Annotated in this window: 27 protein-coding genes; 20 read left to right on the forward strand and 7 right to left on the reverse strand. The window is 60.5% G+C overall.

Annotation, left to right across the window (positions count from 1 at the left end; genetic code table 11):
- The first annotated feature begins 3 nt into the window (after positions 1–3).
- The 5 genes from E9536_RS20320 to E9536_RS42140 are packed head-to-tail and all read left to right on the forward strand — an operon-like array spanning position 4 to position 5240.
- Complete coding sequence (locus E9536_RS20320; RefSeq protein WP_136470484.1) at positions 4–753, forward strand: Gp138 family membrane-puncturing spike protein; 750 nt, start codon at positions 4–6, stop codon at positions 751–753.
- Between the two features lie 7 nt (positions 754–760).
- Positions 761–1114, forward strand: coding sequence for a hypothetical protein (locus tag E9536_RS20325; RefSeq protein ID WP_136470485.1), 354 nt, complete (start codon positions 761–763; stop codon positions 1112–1114).
- A complete protein-coding gene (locus E9536_RS20330; RefSeq protein WP_136470486.1) occupies positions 1111–2292 on the forward strand; it encodes a baseplate J/gp47 family protein in 1182 nt (393 codons plus the stop codon). The genes E9536_RS20325 and E9536_RS20330 overlap by 4 nt, the downstream gene beginning before the upstream one ends.
- Complete coding sequence (locus E9536_RS20335) at positions 2292–2954, forward strand: DUF2612 domain-containing protein (protein ID WP_136470487.1); 663 nt, start codon at positions 2292–2294, stop codon at positions 2952–2954. Before E9536_RS20330 ends, E9536_RS20335 begins: the two co-directional genes overlap by 1 nt.
- Before the next feature lie 60 nt (positions 2955–3014).
- Positions 3015–5240 (forward strand): hypothetical protein, encoded by a 2226-nt coding sequence (locus tag E9536_RS42140; protein ID WP_247873474.1) that lies wholly within the window; start codon positions 3015–3017, stop codon positions 5238–5240.
- Between the two features lie 139 nt (positions 5241–5379).
- Here the strand turns inward: E9536_RS42140 and E9536_RS20345 are convergent, their stop codons facing one another.
- Complete coding sequence (locus tag E9536_RS20345; protein WP_168799549.1) at positions 5380–6393, reverse strand: acyltransferase; 1014 nt, start codon at positions 6391–6393, stop codon at positions 5380–5382.
- 8 nt (positions 6394–6401) lie between these two features.
- Positions 6402–7169 (reverse strand): SGNH/GDSL hydrolase family protein, encoded by a 768-nt coding sequence (locus E9536_RS20350; protein WP_136470489.1) that lies wholly within the window; start codon positions 7167–7169, stop codon positions 6402–6404.
- 96 nt (positions 7170–7265) lie between these two features.
- Here E9536_RS20350 and E9536_RS20355 point away from each other — a divergent pair, with 96 nt between their 5' ends.
- Both E9536_RS20355 and E9536_RS20360 read left to right on the forward strand, forming a co-directional pair.
- The gene (locus tag E9536_RS20355) at positions 7266–7448 is read left to right on the forward strand and encodes a hypothetical protein (RefSeq protein WP_027791743.1); all 183 of its coding nucleotides are present in this window, start codon (positions 7266–7268) and stop codon (positions 7446–7448) included.
- Positions 7441–7938 (forward strand): lysozyme, encoded by a 498-nt coding sequence (locus E9536_RS20360; RefSeq protein WP_136470490.1) that lies wholly within the window; start codon positions 7441–7443, stop codon positions 7936–7938. Before E9536_RS20355 ends, E9536_RS20360 begins: the two co-directional genes overlap by 8 nt.
- Here E9536_RS20360 and E9536_RS41855 read toward each other — a convergent pair whose 3' ends face one another.
- Positions 7939–8382, reverse strand: coding sequence for an Arc family DNA-binding protein (locus tag E9536_RS41855; protein WP_211097475.1), 444 nt, complete (start codon positions 8380–8382; stop codon positions 7939–7941).
- Positions 8383–8773: 391 nt separating this feature from the next.
- Here E9536_RS41855 and E9536_RS20375 point away from each other — a divergent pair, with 391 nt between their 5' ends.
- The 5 genes from E9536_RS20375 (at position 8774) to E9536_RS20395 (ending at position 11072) form a co-directional block, all read left to right on the forward strand.
- Complete coding sequence (locus E9536_RS20375) at positions 8774–9040, forward strand: hypothetical protein (RefSeq protein WP_136470491.1); 267 nt, start codon at positions 8774–8776, stop codon at positions 9038–9040.
- Positions 9040–9744, forward strand: coding sequence for an ORF6N domain-containing protein (locus E9536_RS20380; RefSeq protein ID WP_136470492.1), 705 nt, complete (start codon positions 9040–9042; stop codon positions 9742–9744). Before E9536_RS20375 ends, E9536_RS20380 begins: the two co-directional genes overlap by 1 nt.
- Positions 9744–9935, forward strand: a complete 192-nt coding sequence (locus E9536_RS20385) for a hypothetical protein (RefSeq protein WP_136470493.1) — start codon at positions 9744–9746, stop codon at positions 9933–9935. The genes E9536_RS20380 and E9536_RS20385 overlap by 1 nt, the downstream gene beginning before the upstream one ends.
- A 112-nt stretch (positions 9936–10047) precedes the next feature.
- Positions 10048–10596: a hypothetical protein gene (locus E9536_RS20390; protein ID WP_136470494.1), complete on the forward strand. Its 549-nt coding sequence runs from the start codon at positions 10048–10050 to the stop codon at positions 10594–10596.
- The gene (locus E9536_RS20395; protein WP_136470495.1) at positions 10593–11072 is read left to right on the forward strand and encodes a DUF2514 family protein; all 480 of its coding nucleotides are present in this window, start codon (positions 10593–10595) and stop codon (positions 11070–11072) included. Before E9536_RS20390 ends, E9536_RS20395 begins: the two co-directional genes overlap by 4 nt.
- 43 nt (positions 11073–11115) lie before the next feature.
- Here E9536_RS20395 and E9536_RS20400 read toward each other — a convergent pair whose 3' ends face one another.
- On the reverse strand, positions 11116–11580 hold the full coding sequence (locus E9536_RS20400; RefSeq protein WP_247873480.1) for a hypothetical protein: 465 nt from the start codon (positions 11578–11580) through the stop codon (positions 11116–11118).
- An 81-nt stretch (positions 11581–11661) separates the two neighbouring features.
- Between E9536_RS20400 and E9536_RS20405 the strand changes: the two genes are divergently transcribed.
- The 3 genes from E9536_RS20405 to E9536_RS20420 all read left to right on the forward strand — a co-directional run bounded on the left by E9536_RS20405 (position 11662) and on the right by E9536_RS20420 (position 14349).
- Complete coding sequence (locus E9536_RS20405) at positions 11662–12357, forward strand: SOS response-associated peptidase family protein (protein ID WP_136470497.1); 696 nt, start codon at positions 11662–11664, stop codon at positions 12355–12357.
- A gap of 445 nt (positions 12358–12802) precedes the next feature.
- Positions 12803–13075, forward strand: coding sequence for a type II toxin-antitoxin system RelE/ParE family toxin (locus tag E9536_RS20415; protein WP_136470499.1), 273 nt, complete (start codon positions 12803–12805; stop codon positions 13073–13075).
- 827 nt (positions 13076–13902) lie between these two features.
- The gene (locus E9536_RS20420; RefSeq protein ID WP_136470500.1) at positions 13903–14349 is read left to right on the forward strand and encodes a hypothetical protein; all 447 of its coding nucleotides are present in this window, start codon (positions 13903–13905) and stop codon (positions 14347–14349) included.
- Between the two features lie 250 nt (positions 14350–14599).
- Here the strand turns inward: E9536_RS20420 and E9536_RS20425 are convergent, their stop codons facing one another.
- The gene (locus E9536_RS20425; protein WP_136470501.1) at positions 14600–15118 is read right to left on the reverse strand and encodes a VUT family protein; all 519 of its coding nucleotides are present in this window, start codon (positions 15116–15118) and stop codon (positions 14600–14602) included.
- Positions 15119–15809: 691 nt separating this feature from the next.
- Between E9536_RS20425 and E9536_RS20430 the strand changes: the two genes are divergently transcribed.
- A complete protein-coding gene (locus E9536_RS20430; RefSeq protein WP_134255380.1) occupies positions 15810–16325 on the forward strand; it encodes a GNAT family N-acetyltransferase in 516 nt (171 codons plus the stop codon).
- A 69-nt stretch (positions 16326–16394) separates the two neighbouring features.
- Here E9536_RS20430 and E9536_RS20435 read toward each other — a convergent pair whose 3' ends face one another.
- Complete coding sequence (locus E9536_RS20435) at positions 16395–16865, reverse strand: hypothetical protein (RefSeq protein ID WP_027787501.1); 471 nt, start codon at positions 16863–16865, stop codon at positions 16395–16397.
- 287 nt (positions 16866–17152) lie between these two features.
- Here E9536_RS20435 and E9536_RS20440 point away from each other — a divergent pair, with 287 nt between their 5' ends.
- Complete coding sequence (locus tag E9536_RS20440; protein ID WP_136470502.1) at positions 17153–17575, forward strand: hypothetical protein; 423 nt, start codon at positions 17153–17155, stop codon at positions 17573–17575.
- A 209-nt stretch (positions 17576–17784) separates the two neighbouring features.
- The gene (locus E9536_RS20445; RefSeq protein WP_059700133.1) at positions 17785–18411 is read left to right on the forward strand and encodes a hypothetical protein; all 627 of its coding nucleotides are present in this window, start codon (positions 17785–17787) and stop codon (positions 18409–18411) included.
- 421 nt (positions 18412–18832) lie between these two features.
- On the opposite strand, the gene E9536_RS20450 is transcribed toward E9536_RS20445, so the two are convergent.
- A complete protein-coding gene (locus E9536_RS20450; protein ID WP_136470503.1) occupies positions 18833–19585 on the reverse strand; it encodes a DUF695 domain-containing protein in 753 nt (250 codons plus the stop codon).
- A 26-nt stretch (positions 19586–19611) separates the two neighbouring features.
- Here E9536_RS20450 and E9536_RS20455 point away from each other — a divergent pair, with 26 nt between their 5' ends.
- Together E9536_RS20455 and E9536_RS20460 are read left to right on the forward strand one after the other, a co-directional pair.
- The gene (locus tag E9536_RS20455; RefSeq protein WP_136470504.1) at positions 19612–20055 is read left to right on the forward strand and encodes a VOC family protein; all 444 of its coding nucleotides are present in this window, start codon (positions 19612–19614) and stop codon (positions 20053–20055) included.
- A 47-nt stretch (positions 20056–20102) separates the two neighbouring features.
- Positions 20103–20411 carry a phosphatidylserine/phosphatidylglycerophosphate/cardiolipin synthase gene (locus E9536_RS20460; RefSeq protein WP_048020799.1) on the forward strand — a complete coding sequence of 103 codons (309 nt, stop codon included), beginning with the start codon at positions 20103–20105 and terminating at the stop codon, positions 20409–20411.
- The last annotated feature ends 54 nt before the right edge of the window (positions 20412–20465 follow it).

Raw genomic sequence — 20465 nt, forward strand, 5'->3', positions numbered from 1 at the left:
CCCATGGATCGACGTGAAAGGGTAGGCGACCCGGAGGTCGCACTGCGTGAAGCGTTCGACGGCGTGCGCGCGGGCATCTGGACAGCATTGCCCGGCATCATCCAGTCGTTCGAAAGTGCCGCCGATCGGCCGCCGACATGCAGCGTGCAGCCGGCGATCAAAGCGCAGGTGCGCGGCATCGACGGCACGATCCAGAGCGTTGCACTGCCGCTGTTGGTCGACTGCCCGGTCCAGTTTCCAGCTGGCGGAAATTGTACGCTGACGTTCCCAGTCAAGCAGGGTGATGAGTGCCTTGTCGTGTTCGCCTCGCGGTGCATCGACGCGTGGTGGCAGTCGGGCGGGGTGCAGGAGCAAGCCGAGCTCCGCATGCACGACCTGTCGGACGGGTTCGCGCTGCTCGGCTTTCGTTCGCGACCGCGCGCTCTCGTCGGCGTCAGCGGCACCTCGACGCAGCTGCGCAGCGACGACGGCGCGACGTATATCGACCTGAACCCGGCGCTGCAGAAGGTGAAGATCGTTGCGCCGGGCGGTTTCGATGTGGTGGCGCCGCTGTCGACATTCTCGGCGGCCGTGACGATCACCGGGCTGCTGACGTTCGTCGGCGGCATGGTCGGCAGCGCTGCAAGCGGTGCCGCCGCGGTGTTCAACGGCATCCTCAACGTGATCGGCCAGATCACGGCGAACGGCAAGCGTGTCGACGACACGCACACGCACTCCGATCCGCAGGGCGGCAACACCGGCCCGGTCAACTGAGACTCCCATGCGATACCGAAAACTTGACGCTGACGGCGACTACGTCTTCGGCGGAGGCCCGGCCGACTTCCTCGTGAACACGCCCGAGGCGGTCGCGCAGGCCGTGCTGACACGCCTGCGCCTGCTGCGCGGTGAATGGTTCCTCGACACGACGGCCGGCATGCTATGGGACACCGACGTACTCGGGAAGTACACCAGCGGCAAGTACGACGCGGCGATCCGCACGTGCATCCTCGCCACACAGGGTGTGACCGAACTCACGAGCTACTCGAGTACGGCTGATCCCGAGACGCGCGTGCTGACGGTTACCGCGACGATCAACACCATCTACGGCACCACCACGGTACAGGCGACATTGTGACTCTCACGACTCTCGCACCAACCATCGACGAGAACGGCATTACCGCGCCGACGTACGCGGACGTGCTTGCGTTTCTGCAGGACCAGTATCGCTCGATCTACGGCGCCGACACGTACCTGGAGCCGGACAGCCAGGACGGCCAGCTGCTCGGCGTGTTCGCGAAGGCGATCAGCGACGTCAACTCGGTCGCGATCGCGATCTACCGGTCGTTCAGCCCGGCGACGGCGCAGGGCGACGCGCTTTCGAGCAACGTCAAGATCAATGGGATCGCGCGGAAGGTCGCGTCGTACTCGAGCGCGGACCTCGTGCTGATCGGCCAGGCTGGCAAGACGATCACGAACGGCGCGGCGAAGGACACCAACGGCGTGCAGTGGTTGCTGCCGGCTACGGTGACGATCCCGCCGAGCGGCACGATCACGGTGACGGCCACGTGCGCGTCGATCGGCGACGTGTCCGCGCGTGCCGGCACGATCAACCAGATCGCGACGCCAGCGCTCGGCTGGCAGTCGGTGACGAACCCGGCGGATGCTGCCGAGGGCGCCCCAGTCGAAAAGGACCCGGTGCTGCGGCAGCGGCAGACGGTGTCGACCGCGCTGCCATCGCTCACGGTTCTCGACGGCATCATCGGTGCAGTGGCGAACGTGCCCGGCGTCACGCGGTACGTCGCCTACGAAAACGACACCAGCGCGACCGACGCCAACGGCATCCCGTCGCACTCGATTTCGCTCGTCGTCGAGGGTGGCGACGCGACGGCGATCGCGAATGCGATCGCGGCGAAGAAGACGCCAGGCGCTGGCACGTTCGGCACGACGTCGATCGTCGTCGCGGACATCTATGGCCGGCCGATCACGATCAGCTTCTTCCGGCCGACAGGCGCACCGATCGGGGCGACCGTGACGATCAAGGCGCTCGGCGGATATACGACGCAGGCGGGTCAGCAGATACAGCAGGCGGTGTCGGACTACATCAATGGTGTGCAGATCGGCGGCGGCCTGTCCGGCAGCGTCGAATGGGGCGACGCTTTGACCGCGGCGAATAGTGTAGGCGGCGGGGTGACGTTCAAGCTGTCCGGGTTGACGCTCTCTGGTCCGCGTGGCGCCGGCGCGCCGGACGTCGCGCTGCTGTTCAACGAGGCTGCATCGTGCACGCCGGCGAACGTGATTCTGGTGGTGACCTGATGGCTGACCTGACCGAATACACCGCGCTGATCACGTCAGAGCACAGCGACAAGCCGCGGTTCATGGCGACCGTCGAAGCGCTCGTACAGCCGCTCGTAGACCAGATGGGCGTGCTGCAGAGCATGCCCGGCAGGTTCGACCTCGATAACGCGGTCGGCGTCCAGCTGGACGACGTCGGGCTCTGGGTTGGAGTGTCGCGGAAGATCCGTACACCGCTGACAGGCGTTTATTTCTCGTTCGACATCGCAGGCCTCGGCTTCGACCAGGGCACCTGGAAGGGACCGTTCGATCCAGATTCGGGGCTGACCGTACTGGACGACGACACGTACCGGCTGGTCATCCGCGCGAAGATCGGCGCGAACCACTGGGACGGCACGCTCGAGCAAAGCGCGGCGATCCTGAACAGTATCTTCGACGCCGACACGCACGTGTTCATCGAGGACCACCAGGACATGTCGATGACGATCGGCATTGCCGGGAAGGTCCCGCCGGCGACGTTTCTCGCGCTGCTTTCCGGCGGATACATCCCCCTGAAACCCGAAGGAGTTCGGGTCAACTACACGGTCGTCACGTCCGTCGACGGATCACCCCTGTTCGGATTCGACATGAGCAATCAGCTTGTGGCCGGGTTCGATGTCGGAGCCTGGAGCAGGCCCGTTTAACCGCCTATCGCATTGTCTGCAAGCCACCTTCGGGTGGCTTTTTTTATGCTCGGAGCATTGATGGCAACGAACGACTTTCTCGTGTTCGGTGGGGGCAGCTCCCCGAACGTTATCGACCAGGCGACGTACGCGGCGCTGGCGGCCCGTCTGTCGGGATTTCAGTCCGGCACCGCGCTGTCGGCGCAGCTCAACAAGGTGTGGCGCCAGAGCTCGATCATGGCGGCGGTACTCGCGCAGTTCACCGCCAACTTTTCTGGCCAGAACTCGGTCGACGACGGCACGATCGCGACGCTCCTGGCGAACTTGCAAGCAGCGATCAACGCGGCCGGGATTACGGCTCCGCAGTTCGACAACACCGCGAAACTTGCGACTACTGCATTTGTTCAGCGGGCCGGCGGGAATTTCCAAACTCGAAAGTACGTCGTAGGGTCCGGCACCCTTGCGGCTTCCGACACGGGATCGTGGATACAGGCTGGTGGAAGCGGGCCATCCACAATCACGTTGCCTGCGCCGACGACTATCAATCTCACGTATACGATCACAAACGTCACAAATAACAGCACGTCGGTCACCATCGCGACGCCCTCGGCGAACATCTACAACCAAGCGATGGGAGCATCGACGTTTTTGATTGACGTCGGAGCGACGGTTGAACTCGTTTCCGATGGATCAAACTGGACCATCGTAAGCCACTATACGCGCAGCCCCATTGCGCAAACACCGGCTCAGTTCGACAGCAGCACGATGCTCGCGACAACGGCATTCACGCAGCGAGCCCTCGGTAATTATCGGTCCGCGAGAGGATATGTCGGCAACGCTACCCTAAGCGCCATTGACATCGGGGCGATGATTACTTGGGACGGCAACGGCACGTTGACGTTGCCGGATGCCACCGCCTTTCCCGGTGGTGCAGCAATTCGTGTGTTTAAGTACGCAGGGCCGATTGCTTCCGTTCTTGCGGCAAATAAGCCGGGGCAATTGAATGTTCCTACTAGCGGAGCCGACACTTACACATTCGCTGTTGGTGTGTACGGTTTCTTCGAGCTGGTTAACGAAAGCAGCATGAAATGGGACGTGGCTGGGGAGTTGCTCAACCAGTTTGGAACGACCGCTGCTGCTGGAGACAACAGCACGAGGCTAGCGACTACGGCGTTCGTAAAGCAGGCCGGTGAGTCGTTTTCGGGAATTCAAGGTATCAACGCGACGGCATCATTGAACGGCGGGCACGTCGGAGCATTTCTTTGGGCATACGGCGCAGGCATAACTCTAACTTTGCCACCCGTCGCCGGCGTTCCCAATGGCGCAACAATCACCATTGCGACTCCGGTCGGCATAACCGTTAAGGGGAACGGAACCGAGAACATCAACAACCAGAGCGGAGGCTTGTCGAACACGTTTGCGCTGAACGCGGGCGAGCAGGCTCAGTTCGTCAGCAATACTGGTGCTTGGTACTTGTCAAGCTACACGACGGTTCTGGGAACGACGCCGTCGCAATTCGATAATTCGAACAAGCTTGCGACGACTGCGTTTGTTCAGCGGGCAGTTGGCGCCGTCGTCGGCTCGATGCGCAACGCCGCAATGTCGGTCACATCGGCAAGCGCATCGGCGACGTTCACCGCCGACGAGGTTGTCGTCGAAACAGCGCTCGGTGGCGCCGCATTCCGGATCGCCAACTTCAACAAGACGATCAACCTCGCAACCACTGGCGCGGGCGGCATGGACACCGGTTCGGCGCCGGCGTCGGGCTTTGTGGCGCTCTACGCGATCTACAATCCGGCTACGCAGGCGACTGCGCTGCTGGCCACGAACGCAACATCGTCAGCGGCCCCCAACGTGTACGGGGGCGCGAACATGCCGTCCGGCTATATGGCATCGGCGCTCGTTTCGGTGTGGCAGACGACTTCGGGCGGTCTGCTCAACGTGGGTAGCCAGTTCGGCCGCACGATTTCGACGCCGGGCTTCACTGTACTTAACACCACGGTGTCCGCTGCGAGCTATATCTCATTCTCCGTTGCCGGCGCAGTGCCGCCGAACGCGAAGACATGCCGAGGTTATCAGGCAATTTCTGGCAATACTGCGTCAGCGGGTCTTTCTTCAAACATTGCCGGTTCGTCGGGAGGGGTTGGTGCGGTCGGTCAAGGCGGTACGATGCCGACGAACGCATCATCGGTAACAACGTCATTCCCCCACGTCCCGCTCGTCACGCCGCAGACCTTGTATTACATCGCGGCCGCATCAAGCGGAACGCTGACATTCACGGTCGGCCTATACGAATACACGTTCTGAACAGGTGAAAAATGGAAATTTATGTCTCATTCTCAGACGCCACCGAGGACAAGATCGTCGCATCGTTTTCGTGTCCTCAAGACCCCGATGTGTGGCCGAACCAAGGGACCGTGGATAGCGACGATGAGCGGTGGACATCCTATGCCGCACTCTTTCCCTCCGGAACGTTCAATTTCTTGAAGGGCTGAAATTTTCGCAGACCCGATAGCAGCGGCTTCTCGATCGCGAGATGTACGATCAGGCCAGAAAGAATGGACAGAGCCGCTGCGGCAGCGAAGACGAGATTGTTCCTATCCCGCGTGAGCGCCTCGATGCCCCAAATTACGAACGGGTGCGCGAGATATATCGAGTAGCTCGCCGCTCCGAGCAACTGGGTGACTTTCGATCGAACAAGGAGGGATGAATCGAAGGCAATGGAGCCGACAAGAATCATGGCCCACGGAACACCCCAACCGATAGCTGCGTTGATTTTCGACTCAGGCGAGTGAAGAGTAAGCAGCGCGATCCCGACGCAGATCAGCATTAGCGATACGCCACGGCTTGGGGTGAGCCTGGCACGTATTGCCATGCCGATCAGGATGCCCGCTGCGAACTCGATCATTACTGGTTGACAGTAGTATTCAGCATAAGGAGCTTGCACCGATTCATGCAATGTGCCGAGCGCCAGCGTGGTAGTTGCCGCAAGGCCCATGGCGCTTGAGCCGAACATAAGCAGGACCGCAATTAGCGCGTAGAAGAAGATTTCGTAATTAAGCGACCAGCCCGGATAGAGAATCGGGAAGTCACCAAAGTGCTCGGACGGCAGAAAGAGGGCGGACGTAACAATATCGAAGATCGGTGGGAAATGCCCTGATTTGGCGATATAGACTCCCACCGCTCCGATGGTTCCGATCCAGTACAGCGGGACAACTCGTGTAAATCTCGCCCAGAGGAAACTGAGCATACTGGTCTGGTCATTGACGGAAAGGTACATTACCGCTCCGCTGATGATGAAGAACAGATCGACGCCGGTAGCGCCCACACGCAGATTGATCCCTGCGCCAAGCGTTCCGGCATGATAGAGAACGACCGCGATGGCGCCGACTGCGCGCAGGGCCTGTAGTGAGAGTATCCGCACAATGCGCTCTTTCTTTGGGATTCGGGATTCTCTCACACAAGGCTTTAGCGGGCTCCCAGTAGACCCGCCACAATCGGCCGCAACACCGCCTCCGTATTTGCCGCCTTGTATGCATATCCCGCATCCGTCGGATGCGTCTGGTCTTCGCTTAGCCACGCCATCCAATTCGGAAGCGTCTGGAATTGATCGAATTGCGCGATGAGTGGTGCATTCAGTTGCGCTGCGAGTTGCCGGAGCACGGAGACATATCCGTAGATCGGCGCGTTCGGATTTTGAACGCCGTTGACCGGATTGGGCTCTTCGAAAACGCAGATCTTGCCGTACTTGCGCGCGATCTGGCAGAGCTGCGACATGTTGGCCCAGTAAGTATCGACTGTTTCTATGGGGATGCCTTCCGTCGGCTTCGATGCGTAGTAGCTGGCATTGAGTGCGAAATTGAAGACGACGATCTTCGCCTTGCTTGCAGCCATCACCTGGTCGAACGGCGGGTGAACTCCATCGGTGCCATTGAGCAATTGCGCGGCTTCCGTTCCGCCGACGCCTTGGTTGTTGACGATTGCGCCGGCCCCGAATCGCGCCTGAAGCATGTTCTGCAGGATCGCAGGTTCGCTGTCCGCAGTGTTGAATAGTCGACCACCGATAGTTTGTACGCCCTTCGATGTGCTGTCGCCGAAGACGTCGATCAACGCCGGGATGGTGTCGGCCTTCGCATGCGGAATGGGGCTACTCGCGTCCCCATCGCCGCCGCCGCATGCTGACAATGCACAGGCGAGCGCGATCCCCGCGGCGAGCGCGGCCAAGTTCATTTTCATGTTTTACCTCGAGTGGTAGATGCCCAGAACGGGCGAGACAAGATCAAGGTTTGTAACCAGCCGCCTTCGGGGCGGCTTTTTCATTACGGGGGCTCGATGAAGAGCGAGGTCGTTGCGAGCGCAGCAAAGGCTGTGCCGGCGGTTGGCGGCAATCTCTGGTTATGGCTTACGAGCCACGACATCAACTGGTGGGTAGCCGTCGCGACCATCGCGTACATAGGGCTGCAGGCGTACTACCTGGTCAAGAACAAAGGGAAGAGGGCATTGCTCGATGGTTAACGTTCCGAAGAAGACGCTTGCCAGCGTTGTAGGGGCTGCTGCGGCAGCCCTTCTTTTTTCCATGGTCCCGAAATTCGAGGGGCTCGAGCTCGTCGCGCGGCCCGATCCGATCGGGATCGTCACGGCGTGCAACGGCGACACGAAGGATGTGCACGCCGGGCAGCGATTCACGCCGGCGGAGTGCCACGCGCGCCTCGAGCAGCGGCTGATCGAGCACGCCGAGCCGGTCCTGAAGTGCACGCCCGTCCTGAAGGGGCACACGTACCAGCTCGCGGCGGCGGTCAGCTTCGCCTACAACGTCGGCGCGGGCGCGTACTGCGGCAGCACGACGGCCAAGCGGTTCAACGCGGGCGACTGGAAGGGCGCGTGCCGCGCGATGAACGAGGCGGACAACGGCCGGCCGCAGTGGGTGACGGCTGGTGGTCGGGTGCTGCCGGGTTTGGTGAAGCGTCGTGCTGAAGAGCGCGCGCTGTGTGAAAGAGGTCTTTGATTACGGCTGTCGAGTTCCGCCTTCTGGCGGCTCAACGGCGACAACGCTGCCCTTCGGCGTCTTTTTCACGATCAGATCGAGGAAGGACGCAAGCTTGCTGATTTCTAAAGCGGAATCGACGTGAAGCACAACGACACTAGGCGCATCAGGCTGCAATCCGGCGTAGAGCAGTCGCTCGATGGCTTCTCCGAAGTTGATGCCGTGCTTCTCCTCATAGAGCCGAATTTCGCGCAGAAGCTTTTGCGACACGATGTCGGCGCTCGAGTTCAGCGACACATCAAGGCGTGACACGATTTCCGCGTTCATTGAGCGGCCATTTTTCTTGGCCGACTCAGCGATACGGTCGCGCATGCCATCTGGGAAGCGAAGCATGAACTTGTCCGACTCGCGACCAACAGGTCCGGTTGAAGGGGCGAGATCTGGGGGCGATTGGGGCTTTTTCATGGGGCAAAGGGTACCGTCACGGTGACTCTTTTGGAATGATGTCACGGTGACTTAAATATTGCTTGCTCGATGCGTCACCGTGACATATGATTGTTCTCATGTCACGGTGACATGAGTGAGGTGAGTATGAACCGAAATTTGTATCCGAGTCGAACCGCCGATAGCTTTATGGTGCGGTTCGACAAAGCGGGAATGAGGGACGAACTGAAAGTCATTGCGGCACGGAACCGCAGGAGTATGAACGCGGAGATAAACGCTCGGCTGGCAGCAAGTCTGGAAGCAGAAAAAGGAAAGGCCCCGAACGCGTGATCTTGGCGGATTACGTTCAGGGCCTTAGAGGCTAGGTAATGTTGACCTAGTTTATGCAAACCCACCCTACCAGGGGATAAGCATGACGCATGATAGCACTGCACCCAACAATGACAAGGTTCAGCAATCCCGGCCGCTCGAACGGCGCGTGGTCGACCTTTCGAGCATGATGGACAACCACCTCCGTTACATGCACGCGCTCTTCATCGCGATCAAGGCCACGGCAGGTGAGTCGTCGAAGGTCGCAGTCGATCTGGCGGCGCTCGGCCAGTTCGTTGCCGAGAACACCGAAGATCTGTTCGATGCGGGCTGCGCGGACGTCCTGTCGGTCAGCCGGGAGGTGCACTGATGAAGCCGAAACGCGATGTCACGCCGGAGACGCTACCGGCTATCGTCTGGCGTGAAACCAACGTCATCACCACCGAGTTGTTGGCGAAGCTGTACGGCGTAGAGCCGAACAACATCCAGACTAACCATCGCCGAAATGCCGAACGGTTCGAAGAAGGGAAGCATTACTTTCTGCTCAATGGCGATGACCTGAAAAGTTTGCGACTGACTTTTAGTCAGTCACAAATTTCCCCGAAAACGCGCAGCCTGATCCTTTGGACGGAGCGCGGCGCTGCTCGGCATGCCAAGATGATCGAAACCGATCAGGCTTGGGACGTTTTCGAGAAGCTGGAGGATTGCTACTTCCGTCGAACTGCCGAGTCGCATGAGGGCAGTGACGAAGAGCCGTCGACGGTCAAGGATCGGGCGCCGCTGTTGCATGACGCGATTGATGTGATGGTGTCGTTGCATATTTCGCTCCCGAACGCGTATCGGGCCTTCAGCCAATTTGCGGGGGTGCGACGTTTTCCTGCGATGACAAAGCGACAGGCAGTCGAGACGACTAGCTTCTCTGGGCGTCTCCTGAAAGGCGAGGCAACGCAACGCGACTTCGAGCGTATTGAACGGAATCGCGCGATGCTTTACGGAGAGGAGACGCAACAGCAACTCGCCGGCGTGACGTTGTCTCTGTCGGGTGGCTCGAAGAAGAGAAAGGGGAAGCACTGATGAGCGATCGCTCCTGTTCGACATGCTCGTCTTACGACGACGGCGAGTGCATGAACGGCATCGGCAACGTAACTCCGAACGGCGTATGCAATCAGCACAAGACGCGCGAGGAGGAGCGGAAAGATGGCGAGGCGCTCGTGCGCTTCCGCGAATCGATTGGACTCCCGCCACAAATGAGATATCGCGACTAAGTTTCGGATTTTCGCTTCGACGGGGCATGTGATCGACGTGCCCCGCATAGAAATCGACGTTGTTACCTGGCCCCCGGCATCCCCGGGGGCTTTTTTATTGTCCGGAGGTTTTATGGATGTTGAGGAATCTCACGAGACGCGGCGGACGCTGTCCGAAGACGTGTTCTACCCAGACCACGAGCCGCGCACCGAGTCGGCAACGTTCCGCGCGAGCAAGCGCTCGATGAAAGCGGCCGGCGGCTACGTCTGCGCGGTATGCGGTGACGACCAGGCGGTCGAGTCGCACCACCGGTTCTTCGAGTGGGCGTTCTCGCATGCAATTGACTGGAAGTGGATCCGCGGCGTCGCGCTGAACCAGGTCGACACGATGTTCAGCCACAAGCTGCAGCGCATCGTGCCCATCCCGCGCCAGCATCCGGTCTGGGACGTGATCCGGCTGACGCAGGGCTTTGACTGGGAGGCGTTCGATCCGGCGCGGCCGGAGGCGTTCGTCGACTCGACCTACAACCAACTGCTGCTGTGTGCGCTCCATCACCGGGGCAAGGATCACGGCCGGCACGAGGAAAGCGATCCCGTCTGGAGCGTGCAGGCGTTCCTGCTGCCGGGCTTCGTCTACTCGCCGGACGAGCTGAAGCAACTGCACGCGAAGGAGCCGAAATGACCTGGTTCGATCCACGTGTTTGGCTGGCCATCATTGTGGCGGGTGCCGTCGGCCTCGCCGGCGGCTACCTCAAGGGCCACGCCGACGGTGCGCGCGCGACGGTCGTGGCCGCGCAGAAGGCGCAGCTCGACGCCGTCGCGGCTGCGCGCGCCGAGGAACAACGCCGCACCGCGGCACAACAGGAGATCGCAAACGATGCGAACCAACAACGCACGGCCGCGCTCGCGGATGCTTTTGCTGCTCGTGCTGCCGCTGGCAGCCTGCAGCAGCGTGTCGACCAGCTCGTCGCCGCCGCCCGCCATCCCGCCGCTACCACCGGAGGCCCGGCAACCGGCGACGCCCTCGATCTGCTTGCCAACGTGCTCGGCCGCGCTGACCAGCGCGCGGGCGACTTGGCAGAGTACGCTGACCGCGCCCGTATCGCCGGCCAGCAATGTGAGCGCGACTACGACGCCTTGACGGCTGCCGCGCGCTGAAACCTTCCACATTTGACGAGCTCGCAGCCATGGCTGCCGCGCGTCACATCATCCCAGCGCGCCCCTTTTCCTTCCGGAGAAGGTGGCGCAGCTCCTGAAATTTTCCATTCCCACCACTCAGCTCCCCGCGGTCGGGGATGTTCTTGTCGACGTAGTCGAACCACTCCTGAACCCTGTCCAGCGATTTTCGAAGAGCAAGAATCTCGAGGATCAGCCAGCGCACCTGAAGGTCGGTGTACTCGCGCCACAGGGCCCGCAGCTCAGCATCGGACGGGGCATCAAATTCCGGCATCTTAGACTTCAGCTTGAAGCGTGGATCCGTGAGCGGCACGCGGTTGCGATCAATTCGGGTGGCCTCGATTGGCGTGCACGAGCTCAGGAACGTCGACCGCTCGTCCTGATCGATCCACAGTTCAAATTCCTGCTTCGTGAGCTCGATAGGCGTCCTTCGGCGCGTCTTGTCGCCTTGGAACCCGTACTCCCAGATGTAAGCCCACTCCGGCTTGATCACGTCATCACCACTGTATAAAAACACAGTATATTTCGCGATAAGCTACCCTAGTCAAGGCCGGAAAAATGGGGACGGGCGATGTGTACAAACTACCGAGCGCCGCACGAGGACTACGAGATCCGCGAACTGAGGATCGAGCCGTTCAGCGACCTGTACCGCGACTTCCCGTGGAAGCCGGAGATCTACCAGGACTACCTCGCGCCGATCGTCGCGAATGTCGACGGAAAGCTCAGACCATTGGCGGCCGGCTTCGGCTTCTGGCCGCGAGCGCTGCAGAAGGCCAACATCGAAAAGGCGAAGGAGCAGGGCCGGAAACCGCCGATCATGCGCAGCACCATGAACGTGCGCGACGACAACCTTGGGAAGTCACCGTTGTACGGGCCGGCCTGGCGCGCCGGGCGCCGCTGCCTGATCCCGGCCGACTGGATCTACGAGCCGTGCTACGAGACGGGGAAGAACGTGTGGCACCGGATCGGGTTGACCGACTGGCGAACGATGTGCGTCGCCGGCATCTGGCGGACGCTGACGAGCCCGGACGGGGCTGAGCATCACACGATGTCGATGATCACGGTCAACGGGGATGGGCACCCGATTTTTTCTCGGATGCACAAGCCAGACGACGAGAAGCGGGCTGTCGTGATCCTGCACCCGGACGACTGGGAGGAATGGCTGACGACGTCGAACATCGAGGCCGCGCGCGCGATGCTGCAACCGTATCCGGCGGAGGACATGGCGGCGGAGCCTTACTCCGATGGTCCGACTGGACTAATTTAGATCAAAATGACCACTTTGAACTTTTATGGTTAATGTGCTATGATGTGATCACCGTCGCTCATTGCGGGGAATGAACCAGGCGAACGGGGCTGTTAAAGAAGCGACAACTCGCTTCGCGGCCACCCTATCAGTCAATAGCCGAACCGATAGGTAAACAAGGAGAAGGCAATGTCGTATGAATCCCTCGTGACTTTCAGCGCGAGGGACGCTAAGACTCGCTTCGGCGAGGTCTTGGATGAAGCACTCGGGCATCCTGTTGGCATCACTCGTCACGACCGCTTGACTGCGTATGTTGTGTCGAAAAGGGATTTCGATGGAATGCGCGAGCGACTCCAAGAGCTCGAGGATCAACTCTGGCTGCTACGAGCTGACGCTGCTCGCGCGGAAGGTTTCGCGAGTGATGAAGAGGTCAAGGCGTTCCTTGCGGTACATAGGAACACCATAGATGAACCTGAAACCAACAAAACAGGCCCTCAAGGCCATCAGCAAACTTGACGCAAAGCAGTATCGTCAAGTTGTCTCGGCGATTCTCGCGCTTTTGTCGAATCCCGAGCCACACGACAGTCAGAAGCTTCGGGGTGCCCCCCGCGGTGAACGGCGACTCGATGTCGGGGAATATCGCGTCATTTATTCGTTCGATGACAATAGTGTCGAGGTTCTTGTCGTCGGTAAGCGAAACGATGGCGACGTGTACAGCGCTTGGGAACGTTCGAAATAGGTTGCTGGACTGAGGCCCGCTTTGAGCGGGCTTCTTTGTTTTTCTGGGTCCCAGCATTGCTTTGAAGATAGGGGGCGATGCGGGCGGCGCCGTCAAACGTCGAGACCGCGCATGCTGTGCCTCGGCTTTAACCCAGGGGAAAACACCGCGACTGAGTCGACGGCAGCGGGATGAGGCGGATTTCTCTGGAAGATGAGGGATTTTCGCCGCGCCAAACAAGGCTCTCGCGACACCATATATTCCAATGTTCTTGCCTAACGCCATGAAATATAAGGAAATTGTATAAGGATTGTGATTCCTGTCGTCGTGGGTTCGAGTCCCATCAGCCACCCCACCGAATGCATTAACAAAACAGGCGCCTAGGCGCCTGTTTTGCTTTGCGGGAGGCAATCGTCGCAATAGCGTCGATTCGAGCTCTCGTCGTCCCCCTCCAGAGCGTTCTGCTCGCCATCCTCCATTTTGCGCATCCAGTCGGGAACAACTCGGTGTCGTGCTTGAGCTGTATCGCTCACACGAGCGGGTCATTCCGGCCAACGGTATCGCGATCGCGTAGACATGCCGAGTGTCGTACTTCGTGCAGTCGAAAATTGCGGTGCCGGGAATCCGAGTGAATGAACGCAGCCGCGCCAATGCGCCGAAAGGAGCGGGCGGTCAAATTTCCGGTTGCGTTTTGCGCGCGCTATTGGCGGAGCGGCGTTCTACGGTAAATTGATGGGCTCCACAGGATTTGGAATTCGAGGCTTCTCGGGGAATCCATGCAGTCAAAGAGTAAACCCGTTGCACAGACAACGGAACGGCAAACCGATTCAAGGCCAAAGATTACGGTCATGACGACTCTCGGGGTGGTGAGGGCGTCGTTTTATCTGTTCGCTGGAGTCGCGCCGGCGATGCCCCTGCTGATCTTGTCGTGGCTTGTGTTTATCCATTTTTTGCTGGATTGGACCGTGGATTGGCCTATAGCGTGGTCTTTTCTTTTTTCCACCGCAGGCGGCATCGGCTTGCTTCTCGCAACTTGCGTTTTGCCGCAAAAGGCGCGAATCAAACACGTTGCGGGAGTCAGCGTTCTGTTGATCTGCGGGAGCGTCGTCAGCTTGCCGTCGGCCATTGCCTCGTTCGAAAAAATCATCGATAACCACCGAATCGGTTATCACATGCACCCGGTGGATTTTGGTGACTTTGCCCTCATCGCGTGCAACGTCGTGGCGATCGTGTATCAGCTGGAGGTGCTTGCAGCACTGCTTGTAAGACGCTTGGCCAGGGTTCCCGCCCGATAGGTTCCGATCCGCGTTCTCCTCGCAACGTCACCGCGCTGTTTCCCTTTCTTGAGCGGGTGAGTCAGGCGCTGAAGCTGGCGGAAGATGCTGGATGCGCTTCGGCCTTCATCTATCAAAACGTCGTCGCCGCTATTCGGACGGCAAGCGCATGGCGATGGGGTATGGTGCGACCGAGTGGGATTGTTGTTTTTGGGCGTCTGGTCAGACGCGCATTCGAACGTAGCGAATGCCGCGAAAAGCAAACCCGTCCTCACCGATCGACCACATTGCTCGCGATTCCCGCCTGAACCGATCGAGTGTTTCGAAACACCACCCACGACCACAAGGCGCCGCCAGCCACCTTGGCGACGAACTGCAACGCGGCGATCGTCGGAAACACGGCCCCGAACGCAATAAGCGGAAAGATGATGGAGTCGACAGCCGCACCCGCGACGTTCGCGCCGTTTGCGCGCGCCAGTATCGGAAAGCGACGTGCGAGTTGAAACACGACTGTGCTCGCCACGGCTGCCGAACCGAACGCCATCAGGGACGCGACGGCGATTTCCTTGGCGGCGGGATTGAGTGCATAACTGACGACACCGGCGGCCGCGATCAACGCAAACATTCGCGACCAAAGCGCGCGGCCTCGCCAATCGAGGTGGAGCCGGTCTCGAATCGCGAGATCGAGGCCGATCAGCAGGAACGCGATGATCGGTGTTGCAGCCGGCCCGAAATGAGCGACCATCAGGTTGGCGACGGCGACCGCTGCGATATAGATCAAGACGTACATGATTCCCCTGCGGTAAAGAGTGCGCGCTGCGTCGATTCGGAGCCGAAGTTTGCCATACATGGCCGATTGGACAGGATATCGCCACAGTGCCGCCGGTATTCGTCAATCCATCGTCGATGCGAGATTGTATGGCCGTATTCAGTCGACGTGATGTTGCGCAATTTCCTTTTTCGACTAAGGTTCTCGCTCCCGGTGCCGTTATCTTTCCTGGACAGCCCTCGTGCCTCGAATGCTGATCCGTTTTCTTGCCTGCTCGCGTTTCGCGTGAGCAGGCTTTTTTCGTTTATGGCGGAATGAGACAGGGACTTGGCGCGAGCCGACAGCGCGCAACAGTCTTACATTGGTGTAACGTATCGACTTCCTCGTGCCCTCATGCTTTGCAGGGCCGTTCGATCCCGACAGCCAATGACAGTGTCGGGATTTTTTTTGCCTGTGCCTCGTTGTTTTGGCAACGAACTGCAGCGGTGCACGAACCCTGCATGGCGTCCGGCAGACAACTGCTGACGCGATCGCGTCAGGCGTGACGGAGGCGAACGCCTGCAAACATCACGAGCCAACGTGCGGCGACGGCGCTTGCAAGGTACGCGACGATAACCTGCGCGTGGCGACATTGAGCCTTGCGCGCCTCCACGCGGTATATTTCGCGGCGAGACGTTCCGATCAAGAGAACAAGTGGAAGGAGTAACGACCGATGCCGGAAACCCGTGCCACGCTGCGTGCCGCGACAGCGCAAGACGCACGGCACATCGCCCGCCTGCACACGCTGAGCTGGCAAACTGCATACAGCCATATCTTGCCGGCGACCTACCTGTCCGACGAGGTGCCGACGGAACACGCGACCCGGTGGCGGCAATATTTCGATCGCAACGAAAACGAGCGGGGCCTGGTGCTGATCGCCGAGGCGGACGGCGAGCCCGTGGGGTTCGTCAGTGCCGAGCGCCCCGTCGATCCGGCGCTGGGCGTGCTGCTCGACTGCCTGCACGTCCATCCTTCGCATCACGGAAGCGGCACGGGCAAGCACATGATCGAAGCCGTCCGTGCATGGGCGCGAACGCTCGGCGTGCACCAGGTCCATCTGAAGGTATTGGCGGGCAACGAGCGCGCGATCGGTTTCTACGAGCACAACGGATGGCAACTGGCGGGTATCGAAACGAGCCGCATCGGCCAGACGGAAGTCACCGACCGGATCTACGCGATACAGGCCTAGCCACCTGGCCACATTCGAGCGAACGGCCGCATGATGTGCGGCCATCGCCGGGCGAAAGCCGAACGTACTTCACGGTGACACGCCGCAGTACCGCACGAGCAAATCGGCTTCCGTCTCGTGCACTTCGACGGGCAGGGTCGTTGCACCTGCATAGGCAAGATAGCGCGCGCGATGCTGGCCGTTCCGGAACGATGCGACGCCGACCTTCGACAGCCCGGGGATGCCGAGCAGCGTTCGTGTTCTCGTCTCGCGAAACGTGATGTACGGCATGTCCGGAATCCTGTCCTGTTCAGGATCGAGGAATTCGCGAATGCCCGCGGCTTTTCCTGGGGCCCAGTAAAGAACAGGCGGCAACACGTAGTCCGTCGTGTCCCGGTCGGCACATGCCAGCAGTTTCGGCAGGTCGATCGTCACGACCCTGTGTCGCGTATCGTCGCACGAGAATACCCGCTTGAGGTGCGTATGGGCATACGGAGTGTGCCCGGGAAGCTGGACAATCCAGACCTCTACGCCATTTTGTTGTGCGCGGGCGAGTGCCATTTTTTCCTCTGGTATTGCAAGCGGCCGTCTTGGCCGGAGTTTAGCAGTGCGATTGCGATGGCGAAGCAGGGCAATACCCGGTACAGGAAAGCGCCGAGGGGAATGGTGGGCAAATCAAGTACAGTCATGTGTCGGCGATCGTTATCGACAGGTTATGAGAATATCGTGATCCCGCCAGCGGGAATGATCCGTCGCGCGAATTTCATGCAGAATTCACACTGTGTCGCGAAACCCGGCAAGCCCGGATGATCACAAGAACAGAGAGGGCGGATTGACCGGAGAAAACCATGTCGTCGAAACTTGAGATCGAATATCTCGATTACTGTTTCACCGCGACGCTCGAAGTCAGGGAGTCCGGTCGGACGGGCGTTGTCGATTGGCATCTCGAATCCGCTTCGCGAAGCAAGACACTTGCGTGGACCGTATTCGACCGCTATCTCGAGCGGAATGATTTCGCGGATGAAGAGGATGCGCGTGCCAATATCGTCGACTGGCTGGAGCGGCTGGCCGCTCCGGGATTGGGCGCTTCCGCGGAAATGGCGAAGGCGAATATGGTCGTTGCCGGCGCGTTGGTGACGGGCGCATCGACTGCATCGAACGCGTCAACGACATCGACCACATCGACTGCCGAAATCGTCGGCGAAACCGTCATCGACATCGCCAGCGATCTCGACTGGATCGAGATGGTTGCCGAATGGCTTTTCAGCTGACCGGTATGAGGACGAAACCCGGCTGTCATGATGCGGGCTCTTGTGTTCGCGAAACATGGTTTCAAAAAAAGATGCAGAAAAAATGAAGCCTGAATCGTGTCGATCGGAAAAATAGAATAAACCTGCTTTGACAGCAGCCGCGACTTACCGGAGACTTGCCCCGGGCCTGAAAATATCCGCTTGCATTAAAACAAGATCAAATTCCAGACATGAAAAGAAGAGCGCTGCTGACGGCGGGCGCGATCGTCGTCGCCGCCGGCCTGACAGGCTGCACGGCAATGCTGTTCGAAGATGGCCGATATGAAGAGACGGTCGACCGATTTCTCGTCAGCGAGGACGGCAAGAAATTCGTCGTGCTCGGCGAGAAATATCACTACATCTTCGATATGCCCGAGCATCTCGGTGCCGTGCTGGCATCGCCCTACCGCAAGTCGATCAACGCGTCGCTCTATGAATTCGTCGCGCAGGGCAGCAAGATCTCGGGCAAGTTCCGGCTCCGGCTCCGTCGCGCCGATATGACCGACGAGGGCTGGGACCGCGCGCTGGAGGACGGTTTCACGATGCGCGGGAGCAGGGATCTGGAGATGAAGGGTGAACTGGCCGGTTCGCGTTATCTGGCCGATGGTTTTGCACAGGGCAAGACGTGGTCGTCGTTTGCGCATTCGTACAAGATCGACGTCACCGATCGCATCACCACGGCGGGCAAGGCCGTGCGCGTGCTCGCGACCCCCGTCACGCTCGCGGCCGACGGCGTGATGATGATCGGGGCGGTGGTGCTGTCGCCTGTCATCGTGGTGTTGCTCGCGCCGGTCGCGGGCGTCGCGCTCGGGCCGTGACGCGATCCGCGCGGCACGCGAGCGTGCCGGTTGCCGCGGCATTGTCACCAAATGGTGAGTTGCCGCACAGATCGTTGCGCGGCCGGCGCTCACAATCTGGCCGGTTGACCGTTCTTCCCCGGCCCGGTCAACCATTTCCCCGCTCGCTCGCGCAGGAGCGGGGGCTTTTTGCCCGTCCGACGCCGCAAGGCCGCGTCGGCGGAACCGGACAGGCGTTCGGCGGGCAGCGCAATCGCACCGGTTGCGTGTCCCTGCATTCGATCGCCCGGTCCGCACGTATCGCTTTCCTCGTGCCTGAGCGAACCCTCAGGCCCATCGCCGGTTTCGGCCGGTGATGCCTTGGTCCCGGCGGCGCGCATCAATGCCGCCGGGATGTTTTTTGCGCCGGATGCGTTGCATCACGTCGCTTGCGGCGGGCAGGTCAACCCGCTCGGCCAGCCTGTTCGACGCTGGTTTCCCATCCGTCGTATTCCCCTCCGAACGAATGTACCTCGCGATTGATCGCGACCGTATGGCGCGTGATGTCGGCCAGTGCCATGGTGCCCTCGTGCGAGAACCGTACGGCCGACTTGCCGTCCTCGGTGGGGGCGACCGATTCGACCGGATAGCCTTTCGCTTCGGCCCAGTCCGCGAACTGATGCGCGTCGCTCTGGTCGGGGAAGTACGCCCAGTGCATCACGCGCCGGCTGACATCGCCGGCGTCGCCTTTCTTCCGCAGTTCGTCCAGCACGCGCATGTCGCGCATGATCTGCCGGTCGTCGTCGGTCGGGTAGAGCGTCTGCCAGTACGCTTCCTTGTCCGGATCGTCCTGGTGCGCGTACTGCAACGCGTAGGTCGTCTGATCGGCCAGCGCGTCGATGATCTCCGCCGCGGCTTCTTCGTCGAGCGATACGTAGAAAAGGAAATCCCGATGGCCGTCGACGGTGATGCGGCCGACCTGCACACCACCTTTCGCCGTGATCGTGGCGTCCAGCAGGTCCTCGATCTTCGCGAGGTCGGCGAATTCGTCGCCGGTCGGCAGGCCTTCCGGCGTCGGATGCGCAAAGGGGACGCGCACGCTGAGCAGCGACGTGCGCGGATCGCCTTCCGTGATTTCCGCAAAGTCGTGGTTGAAGCTGATGAAAGCCTGATGGTCGCCCATTCTGGCAGGGAAGGTTCCCCAGGCGTCGGTCATGTGTTTCTCCCGTGCACGATTGTCTGTTGACGGTTGTAAAGCGTCCCAATGTATCATCGAAAATCGCGTTGACCGGAGGGGTGCACATGATCGCGAGTCTGGGCATCCTGGTGCCGGTCGAAGACGATCGCTTTCGGGCGGTGGTGGATTTCTACCGTCTGGCGCTTGCGCTGCCGGTTCACTCCGAAGGCGTGTCGGCCGCGGGGAATCCGTGGCACCGCTTTGTGATGGGCGGAGCAACGCTGACCGTTCACACCGGCAGCGGCGGCAAGTTTCCGTATCCGGAGTTTCGACCGACCGGCCATGGCATTGCGCTGGCCGTCGAAGTCGCGCATGTGTCGGAAGCCGTCGCACGGCTCGAGTCGTGCCGCGCCGGCATCCTGAACGAGTGGGACTACGGCGACGGCACGGTTGCGATTTCCGTGGCGGACCCGGCGGGAAACGTCTGCGAGATCTGGGGCCGTCCGTGACCGTGCATCGGTACGGCGGGCCGCAAAAATATTCGAAGGAGATGCCGATGTCGATGTTTGCGGTGAATGGTGTGCGAATCGATCCGCTCAGCGCGCGCGTGACGCACGTGCGCTGGGCGGCCGTGAATCCGTCCGACCGGTCGTGGGCGGCGACGCCGAGCGAGGCGCCGGTGGCGGACGTGGCGCGCGCGCTCGCGTCCGGCAACGATGTCCGCGCAATCTTTTCGGCATCGGACGCCACCGCGATCGGGCCCCGGCTCAAACGCGTGCTGTATCGCGATGCATCGGAAGGCATCGAGCTCGACATCGATGCCACGAACGAATCGCGCACGTTGCGCGATCTGCCGCAAATCTGACCGAAGCGGCATGCGCCGTCGCATGAATGGCGGCACCTGGCCGAACGGTAGCTC

The organism is Burkholderia sp. LS-044 (genome assembly GCF_004803625.1).
GTDB classification, from domain to species: domain Bacteria; phylum Pseudomonadota; class Gammaproteobacteria; order Burkholderiales; family Burkholderiaceae; genus Burkholderia; species Burkholderia cepacia.